The following is a 15718-nucleotide window of genomic DNA, read 5'->3' as shown; positions in this document are numbered from 1 at the left end:
AAAATCAAGTATAAGAGAAGGGAAATGACAAATAAAATGGTATCAATACAATTACCATATGATAAAAAGATGATAACGGTGAACATTGCAGATAAAAATTTTGCCGGTAAATTAGTTTCAGAAGCTGCAACATATCATAATAAACTATCTGAAGAAGAAACGGTTGAGCAATCATTAGATAACCCAATTGGCGGTTCTAAGCTGGAAAAACTAGCAAAAGGGAAAAAAAATATTGTCATCATTAGTTCAGATCATACGCGTCCAGTACCTTCAAAAATTATTACACCTATCCTATTAAGAAGAATTCGATCAGTTGCACCAGATGCTAGAATTCGTATTTTAGTTGCGACTGGATTTCATCGTGCATCAACGCATGAAGAACTTGTTGATAAATATGGTGAGGATATTGTCGCAAATGAAGAAATAGTGATTCACGATTCTGAAGACAATAGTTCAATGAAAAAAATTGGAACATTGCCTTCAGGTGGTGAATGCATAGTTAATAAAGTTGCAGTAGAGGCCGATTTACTTTTATCGGAGGGTTTCATTGAATCTCATTTTTTTGCAGGATTCTCAGGTGGTCGTAAATCTGTTTTACCTGGTGTTGCTTCATATAAAACAATTTTAGCTAACCATTCAGGTCCATTTATTAATTCTCCTAAGGCTAGGACAGGGAATATTAGTCATAATCCGATTCATAAAGATATGGTCTACGCTGCAAAAACAGCAAACTTACAGTTTATTGTTAATGTTGTTTTAGATGGAAATAAAAAAATTGTTGGCTCTTTTGCAGGTGATCTGGAAGCTGCACATGAAGAAGGTTGCGCTTTTGTTAAACACTTATCAGAAGTTCCTAAAGTTGAAAGTGATATTACGATTTCAACTAATGGTGGTTACCCATTAGATCAAAATATTTATCAAGCAGTTAAAGGGATGACATCTGCTGAAGCTACAAATAAAGAACATGGGATTATTATTATGGTTGCAGGATCACGTGATGGTCATGGTGGTGAAGGATTCTACCATAACATTTCAGATTGTTCAGATCCAAAAGAATTTTTAGATAGAGCTATTAACACACCTAAATCAGAAACAGTGCCTGATCAATGGACGTCTCAAATTTTGGCAAGGATATTAGTTAATCATGATGTTATTTTTGTATCAGATTTGGTTGACCCAAAGTTAATTTCAGATATGCATATGAAATTGGCTAAAACAATTGATCAAGCATTAGATATGGCGTATACAATTGAAGGTGAAAACGCTAAAGTTGCAGTTATTCCTGATGGATTAGGCGTTATTGTCAAATAAAGGAAAATAAGATGGAACAAAAAAAATTAAAGAATATATTGCTAGAAGTTGCTTCTGGGCGGTCAAACATTTCGGATGCAATAGGAATAATTAATGAATCCAGATTCGAAGAACTTGATTTTGCTACAGTTGATTTAGCTCGTGAAAAACGAAATGGTTATCCCGAAGTTATTTATGGTGAGGGTAAGACGGCAGAACAGATAGTTGGTATTATGCAAGTTATGACTAAAAATCATGTGAACATTTTAGGCACTCGTGTTTCAAAAGAAAAATTTGAAATAATAAAAAAATATAATGAGCATGCAATTTATTTTGAAAAAGCTAAATGTGTAATTGTAACGCATCATGAGATGCCAATAACTGAGAGTTATGTGGCCATTGTTACAGCCGGGACTTCAGATATGAGTGTTGCAGAAGAAGCAGCCGTTACTGCTGAAACTTTCGGTAACAAGGTTGAACGAGTGTATGATGTTGGCGTTGCAGGTATCAGTCGATTATTTAACCGACTCGATGTAATTCAAGGTGCAAAAGTTGTGATTGTGATTGCTGGCATGGAAGGTGCGTTGGCGAGTGTAGTAGGTGGATTAATTGATACCCCGCTAATTGCTGTACCAACAAGCGTTGGATATGGAACTAGTTTTGGTGGTGTTACACCATTGCTGACTATGTTGAATAGTTGTGCATCGGGGATTACTGTCGTTAATATCGATAATGGTTTTGGTGCGGGATACTCAGCTAGTATGATGAATCATTTGTAGAAAGGGATAACGATATGAATACGTTATATTTAGATGCATTTTCAGGTATCAGTGGGGATATGTTTATCGGTGCTCTACTTGACCTAGGTATTGATTTTGAAGAATTTAAAAAAGAATTAGCAAAGATTAATGTAGATGGATATGAATTGAAAAACGAAAAAATTTCAAAAAGTAGCATTTTTGGAACTAGTTTTGATGTTCGTATACATGGTGAAAAGGATCATGGATTCATTGAACAACATCATCACACTCATGACGTGCGACATTTGACTGATATTCTAAAAATTATTAATGACAGTGATTTAAAAGACGTAATTAAAGAACAAGCAACTGACGTTTTTACTGAAATTGCAAAAGCAGAGGCAATTGTACATAATATTGAAATTTCTGAAATTCATTTTCATGAGGTAGGTGCATTAGATTCAATTATCGATATTATTGGTTGTTTTATCGCATTAGACTTATTAAATGTTAATAAGGTTATATCGTCTACTTTAACTGATGGGAGCGGATTCATTGATGTTGCCCACGGCAGAATGCCAGTGCCAGTTCCTGCTGTCATGCAAATGAGAGTAGGTAGTCAGATACTAATTAAACAAGATATAGCAATTCATACAGAATTAATTACACCAACTGGTATGGGTATTGTGAAAAATATTGTTTCAGAATTTAGTGAGATACCCAGTGAATTAACCATTGAGAAAGTAGGTTATGGATTTGGAAAAAGGGAAACAGGTGGTTTTAATGCATTACGAGTTTTACTACTTGAAAAAAAAAACTAAGTTCACAGGTTGTTGATAAAAAGAATGATTCTATTATGAGTATCGAAGCTAATATTGATGATCAAACTGGAGAACAGTTAGGTTATTTAATGAAAAAACTGATACTAGAAGGCAGTTATGATGCCTTTTTTACACCTATTCAGATGAAAAAAAATCGACCAGCTTATAAAGTTACAGCATTATGTAATCCGTTAGCTCAAAAGAAAATAAGTAAAATATTTTTAAAATATACAAGTACATTAGGTGTTCGTTACCAAACACTTAATCGAACAATTATGAAAAGACGTTTTGATTCTGTAAAAACAGAATATGGTGTGATTGGAATGAAAATAGCAACTTATGAAGAAATTGAGAAAGTTAGTCCTGAATATGATGATTGTGAAAAAATTGCAAATGTTAACCAATTATCTTTATCAGAGGTATATCAACTTGCTTTAAATAAGTGGCAAAAAAATAAAGAAGAGGTAATTTAATATGCTACATCAAATGATTTCAGAGTTTTTAGCTACAGGTTTAATGTGTGTATTTGGGACAGGTGTTTTCTGTAATAATGTTTTAAAGGGATCAAAGTACCGTGGCTCAGGCGATATATTTGTTGTTACAACATGGGGATTTGGTATTACAGTTGCACTATTTGTCTTTGGTAATGTGTCATTAAATCCAGCCATGGTTTTAGCACAGTGTATTCTAGGAAACACACCATGGACTCAATTTATTCCACTTTCACTATCAGAAGTTATTGGTGGCATGTGTGGTTCATTACTTGTTTATGTTATGTATAAGGATCAATTTAAAGCATCTGAAGATGAGGTTAGCCCAACGGCTATCCGTAATATTTTTAGTACCGCACCTGAAATTAGAAATTTACCGCGCAACTTTTTTGCGGAATTTGTCGCAACTTTTATTTTCATTAGTTCAATTTTAGCTATTTCAGAGATAAAAACTGCAGGTGTTGTTCCAATCGCTGTTGGTATTTTAACATGGGCTGTCGGTATGGGACTTGGTGGTACCACTGGTTTTGCAATGAACATTGCTCGTGATTGGGGTCCAAGATTAGCGCATGCAGTTATTCCATTTAAAAATAAAGCAAATAGTGATTGGAAATATGCACTCGTTGCACCTGGTCTAGGATCAATATGTGGTGGTATAGTTGCAGCATTATTTATGCATTCATATTTTAATATTTAGAAGGGATGGATAGAATATGAAAACTGATATACAAATTAATTTATATAAAGATTCGTTTAAGAGACTATTGAATTTATATAATCATGCAATTTTTTCAACATCTCTAACGAGTACTAAATTGGCTTTGTTAGAAGAAAGTTACTCAGAATTTACATTAATTCAAAATATTTATGCTACATTATCTGATGATTTAAAAAATTATTATGAAGAGATTAATGAGACTATTTGTCAATGTACAAACGAATTGAATGAAATTTTTATTACCAACATTGATAGTATTCAATGGACAACTGATGACGTACTAAAAGAGCAGTACAATGAATTAACTAAGTTATCCGCACAAATAAAATAATGGAAGAAGTAATTATAATGACAACTATTGATGAAAAAGAACAAGCAATTGTAAGTAATTTTAAAAAAATGAGCAAAGTAATCGTTGCATTTTCAGGTGGAATTGATAGTACTTTAGTTTTAAAAATGGCATTAAAAACTTTGGGTAAAGAAAACGTTTTAGCAGTTATTGCAAATTCTGAACTTTTTACAAATGAGGAATATGATAAAGCTATTGCACTTGCTGAAGAAATGGGAGCAATTGTTTATGGAACTGAATTAAATTATTTATCAGATAGACATATCAGCAATAACACACCAGATAGTTGGTATTATTCTAAAAAAATGTTTTATGATACATTGAATAAAATTGCTTTAGAAAAAGGTTATGATACAGTTTTAGATGGTATGATTATGGATGATAATAGTGATTTCAGACCAGGATTAAGAGCTAGAGATGAAGCTAATGCTAAAAGTATTTTACAGAATGCTGATTTTTATAAGACGGATGTACGTGAATTAGCACAAAAATTGAACTTAAATAACTGGAATAAAGTTGCCTCATGTTCAATTTCGTCACGTTTTCCATATAATACCAAATTAACATTAGATAATATTAATTTAGTTATGGCTTCTGAACACTATCTTCGTGGGTTGGGTTTCACAACTGTTCGAGTCCGCTTTCATGGTGATGTTGCTCGCGTTGAAGTACCTGTTGAACAATTAGATGGGCTACTTGCTCTAAATGAAAATGTAAATTCTAAATTAATCGATTTAGGATTTAAATATGTTACTATGGATCTCAAAGGATTCAAGAGCGGTCGTATGAACCAAGTTCTTTCTAATAAACAAATAAAAATGTATGCATAAAAAAATATGAAAAAGAGTAATAGGCAACTGTCTATTACTCTTTTTCATATGTTATGGCATAATCTGGTAATTGCTGTATAATAATCACTTACAGTTATTTATAAAAATTATTGAAAGAAAGTATGAGAATTAAATGTTAACAAACTTATATGGACCATTTTTTGATCTAAACAGTTGTCGAATCAAGTAGTGATTGGATAATTATCCTATCATTAGCAGTAATCGAATGCTTATTATCAGTGGATAATGCAATCGTATTGGCTGCTCAAACGCAAAAATTACCGAATAAAAAAGAACAAGAAAAAGCATTATTCTATGGATTATGGGGCGCATATATTTTCCGGTTCATCATTATTGGAATCGGAACATTTTTAATTGATTTCTGGGAAATTAAAGTAATTGGCGCTGGGTATCTTATTTACTTATCAGCTCATTATTTCTTCTCAAAGATTAAAACACCAAAACCTAAAGTAGAGAAAAAAGGTAATGGACGAAAAGGTCCGTTCTCATTATTTTGGTCAGTCGTTATTTCAATCGAAATGATGGATATTGTTTTTTCAATTGATTCTGTTTTAGCATCGTTAGCAATTTCGACAAATCCAGTCATTGTTTTGATTGGTGGGATGTTTGGAATTCTAGCCATGCGTGGTATTGCGACATTAATTATGAAGTTGATGAAGGTTGTTCCGGAGTTAGAATCAATGGCTTACTTGTTAATCGCATTAATTGCGGTGAAGTTATTTCTTTCTATCCCTCAAATTGGTATTGAGGTTTCAGCAGTCCTTTTTGCTGTCATTGTTTTTGGGGCTATTATATTAACGACGTTAATTCATATGTATAATATCCAGAATAAAAAATAACGAAACGAAGGCGATAAAATGGTCACAAAAGTAACAGATAAAACGCTCACGGAACACACAGGTTCCGGATTAACAATTGTTGATTTATGGGCTCCTTGGTGTGGTCCGTGTCTCATGATGGAACCTGTTATTGATGAACTAGAAGAAGATTTCAAAGATGATATGCAATTTGTAAAGTTGAATATTGATGAAAATAAAGAAACGGCATTGGAATATGATGTTATGAGTATTCCAAGTTTTCTATTATTTAAAGATGGCAAAGCAATTGAAAAAGTTGTTGGTTATCATGATAAGAGTGAATTTTCAAAGTATTTAAGTGAAAAAGTTACTCAATATAAAGCAGTATAAATAAAATCCCATTACAAAATTTGTAGTGGGATTTTATTTTAGGCTTAACTATTATTAATGGCAGTCGTAACCTTAAAGGTGCATACTAAAGAAAATTATAGAAGGAGATTATTATGAAAAAAATTGGGTTTATTGGAACGGGCGTCATGGGCTCAGCAATTGTTAGTCATTTATTGAAAGCGAACTATGAAGTAACAGTGTTTAATCGAACTAAATCAAAGACAGATGACTTAGTTAGCCAAGGGGCAATATGGGCTGATTCGCCACAATTGGTTGCGGCTAAAAGTGATATTATCTTCTCGATGGTTGGTTTTCCCGCAGATGTAGAAGCAATATATTTTGAAGAAAATGGTATTTTTGCCGGTGCTAAAAAAGGCGCAATTGTAGTTGATATGACAACAAGTACACCAACACTAGCGAAAAAAATTGGTGATTATGCGGAAACCCATGAGTTATTTGCGCTAGATGCGCCTGTTTCTGGTGGTGACATTGGGGCAAAGAATGCGAAGTTAACAATTATGGTTGGTGGACACAGCGATGTATATGAACAAGTGAAACCTATTTTTGAAAAAATGGGAACAACAATTGCCTTGTTCGGTGGTTATGGATCAGGCCAACATGTAAAAATGGCTAATCAAATTATGATTGCTGGAACAATGACCGGAATGACTGAACTGTTAGTTTACGCTAAGGCAGCAAACTTAGACTTGGAAAGTGTCATTAAAACAGTTGGTGGTGGAAGTGCAGCTAACTGGAGTTTAGACAATTATGCACCCCGAGTATTAAGTGATGACTATACACCAGGATTCTTTGCAAAACATTTCCTTAAAGATTTACGCATTGCGTTAGACGAAGCGGAAAAAATGAATATTAATCTACCCGCAACAAAAGAAGCTAAAGTACTATATGAAAAATTGGTTGATGAAGATGGATTAGGTAATGACGGAACACAAGCATTAGTTAAATTGTGGTGGAAATAAATAAGTTAATATAACTAATAAATAAGACCATTTCAAGATGAGATGGTCTTATTTATTTTTGATAATTTTAACTAGCCAATTTGTAATAAGTAACAAAATCAGCATCAAAATAGTAATTAGACTAATAGATAAGGCAAAATTTGATAGTAGAGTCATCATTAAAGTTTCTTGATTAAATAGGGTTAAGAAATAATAAAAAATAATGATTAGAAGTGTTAATAAACTGAATCCAAGACCAAAGCCTTTTCTATCAGCTGAACTTAAATCAAAGCCACCAATTGTAATAGATGTTGTGATTAACAACCACAGGATAAGTCTTAATGACCAAGATTGAAATAATGAGGCAAATAGTTCAAATAATGATTGGGTATTGAATGTTTGGGTGACTAGTATTGTTGATAATAGATTAAAAGAGTTAGGCAGAAGTAAAATAAAAAGGCCGATGATTACGGTTGAACAGCCAATGATGGGCGCAATACCAGCCATTGCTTGTCCAATTTTACCACGCACATTTTTGGGTGAGCTATAACGAACGAATCCAAGTGACTTAACACCAATTTCGGGATGTGGACGTTTAATTAATTTAACTTCAATGGCGTGAAATCCAAATAAAAAAGCCATGATAGCGTGACTTGCTTCATGAATAATAATACCCAATGAACCCAAGTATAATTGTTGATTTAAAGATAATTGTTTTTTTGTATTACTGTTCACAGCTGTTAGTAAAAAAGCAGCTACAAGAAGTGGTATAACACTAAGAAAAATCAATGTTATTAGCGTATAAATGGTTTGCATCTTTAATACCTCCTTTGTGATTAAAATATTAGCACGATTTTTAATATTTAGAAACAAAAAAAGAGACTGCTGGGAAGGCAGTCTCTAGGGAGTAAGTTGTAGAGCTAATAAATTAGCTCTCTCTCTCATTACTTTGGAGGAGAAATGAAAAAGTATAAAGGTTAGTTATTTATGTTGTTTTGGGATAAGTTCAATATACAACATGAACCTTAAAATAACCTTAACATTAAGAAAAAATTTTAAAAATAATCAAAAGTTTTTATAGAATGCGCTTTCAATTGTGTTATATGTCCTTTATAATATTGGTATAGACCTTAATGATATTTAGGAGGAATAATAATGGGGAAATTAGGTATTTCAATTTATCCAGAACGATCAAATTATAATGATGATGCAGCATATTTAGATTTGGCATGTAAATACGGGTATAAAAGAGTCTTTACGAGTTTACTCCAAGTGACAGATGGTAAAGATAAGGTATTAGCAGAATTTAAAAAGACAGTTGCATACGCAAATAAACTTGGTATGGAAGTAATGGTTGATATCAATCCTGATTTATTTAAACAACTAAATATTAGTTATCAAGATTTAAAATTATTTGACGATATGGGCGCATATGGTGTTCGATTAGATTTAGGATTTACAGGTGCAGAAGAAGCAGCAATGACACGCAATCCATATGATTTAAAAATAGAAATTAATATGAGTTCTGGGACTAACTATGTGGATAACATTATGAGTTATTCACCAAAAAAAGAGAATCTATTAGGTTCACATAATTTTTATCCACATGAATACACAGGATTAGAGTATAACTTTTTCGTGGCTTGCAGTGAGAAATTTAAAAAATATAATTTAAATACGGCAGCTTTTGTTAATGCTAAGTCAGCTACTTTTGGACCTTGGCCAACTGCTGATGGACTATGTACATTAGAGGATCATCGTCATTTAGATATTGCCACACAGGTTAAACATATGGTAATGACAGATTTAATTGATGATGTGATTATCGCAAACGCATATGCATCAGAAAATGAATTAAAAGCAGCATCAGAAGCATTCAATGCTAATTATCCAACGATTAAAATTGAAATGGCAGATGATATTACTGAGGTTGAAAAAGTAGTTTTATTTGATAATATTCATAGTTACCGTGGAGATCGTTCAGCGTACCTTTTACGTTCGACAATGACACGGGTTGTGTATAAAGATAAAGAATTTCCTGCACATAACACAAAACTAATTAAGCGCGGTGACGTCTTAATTGATAATGAAGGTTATGGACAATATAAAGGCGAAACACAAATTGCTTTAAAAGAAATGAAAAATGATGGTCGTGTAAATGTTGTTGGGCATATTGTAGATGATGAATTATTTTTACTCGATTTTTTGAAACCATGGAGTCAATTTAAATTAAGCCAAGATTAGCCTAAATGGATCACTAGATAATTTCTAGTGGTCCATTTTAATTTGGTATTAACTAGATAATTCGGTAAAATGAAGTAGTAAATGTAAAATTAATAAGAAGGTAATAAAATGAATTATATAATTGTTGCATTGTTTGCTTTTTTTGGTGGAATAAGTCGGTACTTACTTGGTTTAACGATTATTCAACCAAATGGATTCCCACTGGGGACATTAATGATTAATGTCGTAGGATGCTTTATTTTGGCGTTCTTAGTTCAGTATATTGAAACAACCGAAAAAGTCCCAGATTGGTTAACTTTGGGGATGAAAACAGGTTTTATAGGTGCATTTACAACTTTTTCAACGTATAGTTTGGAAGCTGTAAAGTTAATAGAGACGCAACAATGGGGTTATGCATCCATCTATGTGTTGATAACAATTATTGGTGGACTTTCCATGACGTTACTTGGTTATTCATTAGGCAATCGGGTTGGAGATTGGCGAATGGAGAGTGAACGTTCATGATGACGCTATTAGTTGGGATTGGCGCAGCAATCGGTGCTATGTTAAGGTATGGGATAACAAATTTAAGTAATCGATACCTAACCGATCAATTTCCAGTTGGAACGTTATTAATTAATCTGATAGGTAGTTTAATTTTAGGTTTTTTAACAGGAATTAATTTATCTAGTCCAATGTTGGTCTTACTTGGTACAGGAACAATGGGTGGTTTTACAACCTTTTCAACGTATAACTTTGAATTAGTTAAATTAATTAAAAGCCAAAAAATATCGTTATTCATGATTTATTTATTAGCTAGTTATATTGTTGGCGGTTTGATGACACTGTTAGGATTGGTTATTGGTCGCCAAATGGTTAGTTAAATTAAAGTATTCGAGCATAATGTGTGATAGGATAGTAAAAATAGGGATGTGAAATAATGAAAATTGCTGTATTAACGGATAGTTCAGCTTATCTTACAGATGAGATTGTTGAACAATTAGATATTAAAGTAGTAAATAACCCAGTATTATTTGGAAATCATGTCTATCATGAAAATGTCGATTTAACGGCAACTCAATTTTACCAATTATTAAAAACAGAAGATGTTTTACCAACAACTTCCCAGGTATCAATGGGTGAAATGGAAGAAAAATTTAAGGCACTTGCTGAGGAAGGCTATACAGATGTTATTTGTATTCATTTATCATCAGGTATTAGTGGATTAGTTGGTAACCTTGAAGCTTTCGCATCATCTGTTTCGGCCATCAATGTGCATGTTTTTGATTCAAAAATTGATTGCGCAGGGATGGGTAACATGGTTCAATTGGCTGCTACATTAGCTAATAAAGATAAAAGTGTTACAGAAATACTTGAAAAGTTAGCCGAATTAAGAGAAACAACACGTGTTCTTTTTGTTGTTGATGATTTAAATCATTTAATGAGGACTGGTCGTTTATCAAATCATTCAGGTTTTGTTGGAAACATATTGAAAATTAAACCGATTTTAACTTTTGATAAAGAAGGTAAAATCGTTGCTATTGGTAAAGAACGCAAAATGAAAAATGCCTATTCTGAAATTAAAGCTCAATTCTCAGAAGCAACACGTTCACTAGATTATCCAGTTCAAATTAATTTAATTGATGCGAATAATCCGGAACTTCAAGCTGAATGGGGACAAGACTTGAGAACTAGTTTTCCTAATATGAAATTTGAATCGGGTTATATTGGACCACTTGTCGGTGTTCACACAGGTGAAAAATGTTTAGGATTAATCTGGTCGAGAGATTGGAAAAGTCTAATAGATTAAATAAAGAAAACGGTTTTATTGTGAATTATTATTCATGATAAACCCTTTTTTTGTATAACAAACGAAAATGTTCTGATAATATTCAAAAATAATTCATAATTATTAGCTAAGCTTATTCTTATCAAATAATTTAAGAGAATATGGAGGTAATAAATATGAATTTTTTTAAACGTGCTTTATTAAATCTTAAAGCAAAAAAAGGAAGATCTTTTTTACTTATATTAGTTATGTCAGCTATTATGTTATTCGTTTTAGCAGGATTAATTATTCAAAATGCAGCAACAACCGCTGCAAATGATGCGAAGAAGAGTGCGGGTGCAACGGTGACATTATCAGCTAATCGAGATAAGGCTTTTAGTGAGATGAAAGCTTCAAGCTCAAAAACCACTAAACCATCATTAAACTTAGCTGGGGTAAAAGTTGCGACAGCTAAAAAAGTTGGTGCATTGGGTAATGTGAAGAGTTACAGTATTACCACTTCAACCACAGCGAATGCTTCTTCATTTGATGCCATTAAAACAACATCAACCTCAAGTCAAAGTGGTGGTATGGGCGGTAAGAAAATAGCGACTTCTGCAACAACAGGTGATATTTCTATTTCTGGTGTGAGTTCAACGGCTAGTGCATTAAGTGCTAGTGGTGCAAAAATTACAAAAGGTTGTGGTTTGAATTCGAGTGATTTAAATACCAAAAATATTGTGATTGAATCAGAGCTTGCTTCTACTAATCATATTTCTGTGGGCGATACAATTACAATGAAATCAACTGGTGGTACTAAGTATAAAGTTGAAGTTGTCGGAATTTATAAAGCTAGTTCAACTAGTTCTACAAGTATGGGTGGGCCAGGAGCTAGTGATCCAGCAAATACCATTTATACAGCCTACACATTTGCGAATACTTTAAAGGGTAGTAAGTATAAAGATACGGCCGATTCAGTTGTGTATACCTTAAGTGATCCAGCCAAGTTATCAACTTTCACAAAAGCAGCTAAGAAATTAATTGATACAGATAAATTTTCAATGTCAACAAACGATAGTACTTACCAATCAATGTTGACACCATTGAATAATGTTAAAAGTTTTGCACAAAAAATTGTTCTATTGGTCGCAGTTGCGGGAACAATTATTCTTGCCTTAATTGTTATTTTAATGATTAGAGAACGTCGCTATGAAATTGGTGTCCTCCTATCATTGGGTGAAAAACGTTGGAAAGTTATTGCACAATTCTTTGTTGAAATGTTTATGGTTCTACTCGTGTCATTAGTTGTTGCCGGAATTGGTGGAAAATTCGTTGGTAACGCGGTAGGTGATCAATTGATAAGCCAACAAACAACGACAGCTACAACATCGACGACTTCAAATGATATGCAAGGTGGAGACGGCGCACCAAGTGGTACCAAAGGTGGACAATTTGGTAGAACAGCCCCAAGCGGTATGCCAGGACAGTCAGCGACAATTAAATCTGATAAATTAAAGAATCTAAGCACAACGGTAAGTATCAAAGATTTGGCAGAATTAGGTGGTATGGGTCTGGCAATTATCTTTATCTCGATTATGTTAGCATCGTTGGGTATTTTACGACTTGAACCTAAGAAAATTCTAATTTCATAAATAATAGAAAGGAGTGATCAAATGATTGAAATTAAAGATGTCGCCTATTGGTATGAAAATAAGGATAATCCCTTATTCGAAAAGGTTAATTTAACTTTTGAAAGAAGTAAATCATATGCCATTGTCGGTAGTAGTGGTTCAGGAAAAACAACATTTCTCTCACTTATTGCTGGTTTAGATAAACCAAAATCTGGAGAAATTTTATATGAAGGTGAGGCTATCAATAAAATCGGATTAACTCATTATCGAAATAAAGATGTCTCAATTATCTTCCAATCCTATAACTTATTTACTTATATGTCAGCGTTGGAAAACCTCATGACTGCGATGGACATTACCGGAGCAACACATGCTGGTGACAAACAATATGCCTTTGATATGTTGAAAAAAGTTGGTATTGATGAGGATATGGCTAAGAAGAATGTTCAACACCTTTCTGGTGGGCAACAACAGCGTGTCGCTGTTGTCAGAACGATGTGTTGTGACGCACGATTAGTCGTAGCTGATGAACCGACCGGTAATTTAGATGAAGCTAATACAAAAGAAATTATTGAATTACTTCAAGATTTAGCTAAATCACAAGATAAATGTGTCATCATTGTAACGCATGAACCAGATGTTGCTAAAATGTGTGATACGCAATATGTATTGAAAGACCGTGAGTTTCAAGTTATAGAGTAAGAAATAGCCATATGTATAAGGAAAACTTATACATATGGCTATTTTAGTTGATTGCTATTTAATTTATCGTAATTGCTTTTTATCATTAAAAAATTGTTTATATGAAAGATAACATACGCTAATTGATGAGATACTTGTTGCTGAAAGTAACATAAAAGTGACCATGATTTGGTATTTAATCGCAAAGACAGGATCAACACCGGCGAAGATTAACCCAGACATCATTCCTGGTAAACTAACGATACCAACTGTTTTAGCTGAATCAATAGTAGGCGACATCCCCGTTTTGATACTTTCGCGGATAATAGGGTATGCTGCTTGTTTTAAGTCAGCCCCAAGCGCTAGCTTTTCTAAAATCTGTTGGCGTTGATCACGGAAATTACTGTTAAGGTTCCGGTAACAAAGACCAATCGCAACCATTGAATTACTGGCAATCATACCGGTAATTGGAATGATTTGTGAAGGAATAAATTTAAGCGTTCCAGCTAGTAGTAAGAGACCGAGTGTAACAGACGTACTACAAAAAATGGCAATGAACGAAATACGAAAACTATGCGGAATTCCTGCACTTTTTTTATGTGCACTATACGCAGCGTTAAAGAAAACAATGAACATCATAACTAAAGTTAGAATAACATTATTAATATTAAAGACGTACTTTAATATGTACCCGACGATGACTAATTGGATAATTGCACGAATGACACTATAAATAATATCTTTTGCCAGGACTAATTTTTCTTTATAAACAATTCCTAGTGAGACTAGTACTAATGAAAAAGCGAAAACGAGAGAAAGATTATTAACGGCTAAATTATGCATGAGTGACCTCCGTTATTTTGCCGGCTTCGATATTAATTAATTGATCAGCCAGTTTTATTTCATTATCGTCATGAGTAACAGCGATAATAGTAATTTTATTTGAGTCATTTAAACGATTAATTAATGCATGTATAATATTTTTACTTTCTGAATCTAAAGCACTTGTGATTTCATCAAGCAGTAAGATTTTGGGTAAAAAGATTAAATTACGAATTAAGGCAACACGTTGTTTCTCGCCACCAGATAGTTCATTTATTGATTTATGAAGATAACTGCTGGGTAAGCCTACGGATTCTAATTCAGAAATGGCACGAGTTTCATCGAAGTCCTGTTTACGAATAATATATGGGAATTCGAGATTGTCTTTAACAGTTTCACCGAATAAAACGGGTGTTTGGAAGCAATAAGAAACAATTCGACGATATTCGATTGGGTCGTAACTGTCTATTGATTTTTCATTAAACTTAATATCACCAGATGTTCTTGAAATTAAACCAGCGATTAATTTTAAAACGGTACTTTTACCGCTCCCAGATGGACCTGTGATTGTTAAAAAGTCTCCATGGTTTACTTGAAAAGAGATATGTTTCAAGATTGATTGGTTATTAAGTTCCAATGAAATATCTTGTAAATCGATAATAGGTTGCATAATAAGACCGCCTTTCTGATATAATTCATTTTCAGATTACCATGTTTAGCTGTGGGAATAAAGAAAAGTATTTTAAAGAATCTAAGCATGTAGATTTAAAAACTTAATAGTAGTAAAAAAGCTAACATCGCTTAGATGTTAGCTTGATAAATTTATTTTTGGTAACTAATTAATTCAATTACATGCTGATCTGGATCTGAAATTGTAATCGATTGTGCATTTTTAACATCCTGTTTTTCAATTGGACCGGAGATAATAGTCACAAAATAATTTTTCAAGTGATTTTCCATAGCGGTCATTGAATCACTAACGACGAAACTAAGTGTCATTGGAATAACATCAGTTGAGGGCTCAAAAATAATTTTTTGATGGCCAAAATGAACAGTAGGTAAGTCACTATTTTCAATCACAGTCATATCAAAAACTTCATGATAAAAACGTAAACTTCTTTGGACATCAGTTACGGGAATTGTGATTGCTTCAAAACGTTTAACTTTCATAAAATAAGAAACCTTCT

The 15718-nt window shown here is 33.1% G+C and carries 19 protein-coding genes and 1 pseudogene; 16 read left to right on the top strand and 4 right to left on the bottom strand.

The window, feature by feature from the left end; genetic code table 11:
* The first annotated feature begins 36 nt into the window (after positions 1-36).
* From larA to ACE83Q_RS05315, 10 genes and pseudogenes are all read left to right on the top strand, one after another.
* The gene (larA, locus tag ACE83Q_RS05360; RefSeq protein ID WP_409022819.1) at positions 37-1311 is read left to right on the top strand and encodes a nickel-dependent lactate racemase; all 1275 of its coding nucleotides are present in this window, start codon (positions 37-39) and stop codon (positions 1309-1311) included.
* Between the two features lie 11 nt (positions 1312-1322).
* A complete protein-coding gene (gene larB, locus ACE83Q_RS05355; RefSeq protein WP_409021710.1) occupies positions 1323-2069 on the top strand; it encodes a nickel pincer cofactor biosynthesis protein LarB in 747 nt (248 codons plus the stop codon).
* A gap of 14 nt (positions 2070-2083) precedes the next feature.
* Positions 2084-2851 carry a LarC family nickel insertion protein gene (locus tag ACE83Q_RS05350; protein ID WP_409021709.1) on the top strand — a complete coding sequence of 256 codons (768 nt, stop codon included), beginning with the start codon at positions 2084-2086 and terminating at the stop codon, positions 2849-2851.
* Between the two features lie 35 nt (positions 2852-2886).
* A complete protein-coding gene (gene larC, locus ACE83Q_RS05345) occupies positions 2887-3324 on the top strand; it encodes a nickel insertion protein (RefSeq protein ID WP_409021708.1) in 438 nt (145 codons plus the stop codon).
* A 1-nt stretch (position 3325) separates the two neighbouring features.
* The gene (locus ACE83Q_RS05340; RefSeq protein ID WP_409021706.1) at positions 3326-4039 is read left to right on the top strand and encodes an MIP/aquaporin family protein; all 714 of its coding nucleotides are present in this window, start codon (positions 3326-3328) and stop codon (positions 4037-4039) included.
* A gap of 118 nt (positions 4040-4157) precedes the next feature.
* Positions 4158-4391: a hypothetical protein gene (locus ACE83Q_RS05335; RefSeq protein WP_409021705.1), complete on the top strand. Its 234-nt coding sequence runs from the start codon at positions 4158-4160 to the stop codon at positions 4389-4391.
* Positions 4392-4408: 17 nt separating this feature from the next.
* Positions 4409-5239 carry an ATP-dependent sacrificial sulfur transferase LarE gene (larE, locus tag ACE83Q_RS05330; protein ID WP_409021704.1) on the top strand — a complete coding sequence of 277 codons (831 nt, stop codon included), beginning with the start codon at positions 4409-4411 and terminating at the stop codon, positions 5237-5239.
* Positions 5240-5372: 133 nt separating this feature from the next.
* Positions 5373-6099 (top strand): annotated as a pseudogene (locus tag ACE83Q_RS05325) (TerC family protein).
* 18 nt (positions 6100-6117) lie between these two features.
* Positions 6118-6447, top strand: coding sequence for a thioredoxin (gene trxA, locus ACE83Q_RS05320; protein WP_409021703.1), 330 nt, complete (start codon positions 6118-6120; stop codon positions 6445-6447).
* 113 nt (positions 6448-6560) lie between these two features.
* Entirely contained in the window at positions 6561-7427 is an 867-nt protein-coding gene (locus tag ACE83Q_RS05315) for an NAD(P)-dependent oxidoreductase (protein WP_409021702.1), read from the top strand.
* Positions 7428-7475: 48 nt separating this feature from the next.
* On the opposite strand, the gene ACE83Q_RS05310 is transcribed toward ACE83Q_RS05315, so the two are convergent.
* Positions 7476-8222, bottom strand: a complete 747-nt coding sequence (locus ACE83Q_RS05310) for a hypothetical protein (protein ID WP_409021701.1) — start codon at positions 8220-8222, stop codon at positions 7476-7478.
* Between the two features lie 339 nt (positions 8223-8561).
* On the opposite strand from ACE83Q_RS05310, the gene ACE83Q_RS05305 reads away from it, so the two are divergent.
* The 6 genes from ACE83Q_RS05305 to ACE83Q_RS05280 all read left to right on the top strand — a co-directional run bounded on the left by ACE83Q_RS05305 (position 8562) and on the right by ACE83Q_RS05280 (position 13730).
* Positions 8562-9650, top strand: coding sequence for a DUF871 domain-containing protein (locus ACE83Q_RS05305; RefSeq protein WP_409021700.1), 1089 nt, complete (start codon positions 8562-8564; stop codon positions 9648-9650).
* Positions 9651-9758: 108 nt separating this feature from the next.
* The gene (gene crcB, locus ACE83Q_RS05300; protein ID WP_409021699.1) at positions 9759-10154 is read left to right on the top strand and encodes a fluoride efflux transporter CrcB; all 396 of its coding nucleotides are present in this window, start codon (positions 9759-9761) and stop codon (positions 10152-10154) included.
* Entirely contained in the window at positions 10151-10513 is a 363-nt protein-coding gene (gene crcB / locus ACE83Q_RS05295) for a fluoride efflux transporter CrcB (RefSeq protein WP_409021698.1), read from the top strand. The genes crcB (ACE83Q_RS05300) and crcB (ACE83Q_RS05295) overlap by 4 nt, the downstream gene beginning before the upstream one ends.
* A 56-nt stretch (positions 10514-10569) precedes the next feature.
* Positions 10570-11439, top strand: coding sequence for a DegV family protein (locus ACE83Q_RS05290; RefSeq protein WP_409021697.1), 870 nt, complete (start codon positions 10570-10572; stop codon positions 11437-11439).
* Positions 11440-11594: 155 nt separating this feature from the next.
* Positions 11595-13049: an ABC transporter permease gene (locus ACE83Q_RS05285; protein WP_409021696.1), complete on the top strand. Its 1455-nt coding sequence runs from the start codon at positions 11595-11597 to the stop codon at positions 13047-13049.
* Between the two features lie 21 nt (positions 13050-13070).
* Positions 13071-13730 carry an ABC transporter ATP-binding protein gene (locus ACE83Q_RS05280; RefSeq protein WP_409021695.1) on the top strand — a complete coding sequence of 220 codons (660 nt, stop codon included), beginning with the start codon at positions 13071-13073 and terminating at the stop codon, positions 13728-13730.
* 63 nt (positions 13731-13793) lie between these two features.
* On the opposite strand, the gene ACE83Q_RS05275 is transcribed toward ACE83Q_RS05280, so the two are convergent.
* From ACE83Q_RS05275 to ACE83Q_RS05265, 3 genes are all read right to left on the bottom strand, one after another.
* Positions 13794-14552: an ABC transporter permease gene (locus ACE83Q_RS05275; protein WP_409021694.1), complete on the bottom strand. Its 759-nt coding sequence runs from the start codon at positions 14550-14552 to the stop codon at positions 13794-13796.
* Complete coding sequence (locus tag ACE83Q_RS05270) at positions 14545-15201, bottom strand: ATP-binding cassette domain-containing protein (RefSeq protein ID WP_409021693.1); 657 nt, start codon at positions 15199-15201, stop codon at positions 14545-14547. Before ACE83Q_RS05270 ends, ACE83Q_RS05275 begins: the two co-directional genes overlap by 8 nt.
* A gap of 152 nt (positions 15202-15353) precedes the next feature.
* Entirely contained in the window at positions 15354-15701 is a 348-nt protein-coding gene (locus tag ACE83Q_RS05265; RefSeq protein WP_409021692.1) for a VOC family protein, read from the bottom strand.
* Positions 15702-15718 lie beyond the last annotated feature (17 nt).

Origin of the sequence: Dellaglioa kimchii, from assembly GCF_046115505.1 — a bacterium.
GTDB classification, from domain to species: domain Bacteria; phylum Bacillota; class Bacilli; order Lactobacillales; family Lactobacillaceae; genus Dellaglioa; species Dellaglioa kimchii.
The sequence above is the reverse complement of the archived record's forward strand: the minus strand, read 5'-3'. Positions and strand labels throughout refer to the sequence as shown.

What these genes read in the sequence shown, in the direction of transcription:
- larA (WP_409022819.1), top strand. Translation starts at nt 37, where the DNA reads ATGGTATCAATACAATTACCATATGATAAAAAGATGATAACGGTGAAC.
- larB (WP_409021710.1), top strand. Translation starts at nt 1,323, where the DNA reads ATGGAACAAAAAAAATTAAAGAATATATTGCTAGAAGTTGCTTCTGGG.
- ACE83Q_RS05350 (WP_409021709.1), top strand. Translation starts at nt 2,084, where the DNA reads ATGAATACGTTATATTTAGATGCATTTTCAGGTATCAGTGGGGATATG.
- larC (WP_409021708.1), top strand. Translation starts at nt 2,887, where the DNA reads ATGAGTATCGAAGCTAATATTGATGATCAAACTGGAGAACAGTTAGGT.
- ACE83Q_RS05340 (WP_409021706.1), top strand. Translation starts at nt 3,326, where the DNA reads ATGCTACATCAAATGATTTCAGAGTTTTTAGCTACAGGTTTAATGTGT.
- larE (WP_409021704.1), top strand. Translation starts at nt 4,409, where the DNA reads ATGACAACTATTGATGAAAAAGAACAAGCAATTGTAAGTAATTTTAAA.
- trxA (WP_409021703.1), top strand. Translation starts at nt 6,118, where the DNA reads ATGGTCACAAAAGTAACAGATAAAACGCTCACGGAACACACAGGTTCC.
- ACE83Q_RS05315 (WP_409021702.1), top strand. Translation starts at nt 6,561, where the DNA reads ATGAAAAAAATTGGGTTTATTGGAACGGGCGTCATGGGCTCAGCAATT.
- ACE83Q_RS05310 (WP_409021701.1), bottom strand. Translation starts at nt 8,222, where the DNA reads ATGCAAACCATTTATACGCTAATAACATTGATTTTTCTTAGTGTTATA.
- ACE83Q_RS05305 (WP_409021700.1), top strand. Translation starts at nt 8,562, where the DNA reads ATGGGGAAATTAGGTATTTCAATTTATCCAGAACGATCAAATTATAAT.
- crcB (WP_409021699.1), top strand. Translation starts at nt 9,759, where the DNA reads ATGAATTATATAATTGTTGCATTGTTTGCTTTTTTTGGTGGAATAAGT.
- crcB (WP_409021698.1), top strand. Translation starts at nt 10,151, where the DNA reads ATGATGACGCTATTAGTTGGGATTGGCGCAGCAATCGGTGCTATGTTA.
- ACE83Q_RS05290 (WP_409021697.1), top strand. Translation starts at nt 10,570, where the DNA reads ATGAAAATTGCTGTATTAACGGATAGTTCAGCTTATCTTACAGATGAG.
- ACE83Q_RS05285 (WP_409021696.1), top strand. Translation starts at nt 11,595, where the DNA reads ATGAATTTTTTTAAACGTGCTTTATTAAATCTTAAAGCAAAAAAAGGA.
- ACE83Q_RS05280 (WP_409021695.1), top strand. Translation starts at nt 13,071, where the DNA reads ATGATTGAAATTAAAGATGTCGCCTATTGGTATGAAAATAAGGATAAT.
- ACE83Q_RS05275 (WP_409021694.1), bottom strand. Translation starts at nt 14,552, where the DNA reads ATGCATAATTTAGCCGTTAATAATCTTTCTCTCGTTTTCGCTTTTTCA.
- ACE83Q_RS05270 (WP_409021693.1), bottom strand. Translation starts at nt 15,201, where the DNA reads ATGCAACCTATTATCGATTTACAAGATATTTCATTGGAACTTAATAAC.
- ACE83Q_RS05265 (WP_409021692.1), bottom strand. Translation starts at nt 15,701, where the DNA reads ATGAAAGTTAAACGTTTTGAAGCAATCACAATTCCCGTAACTGATGTC.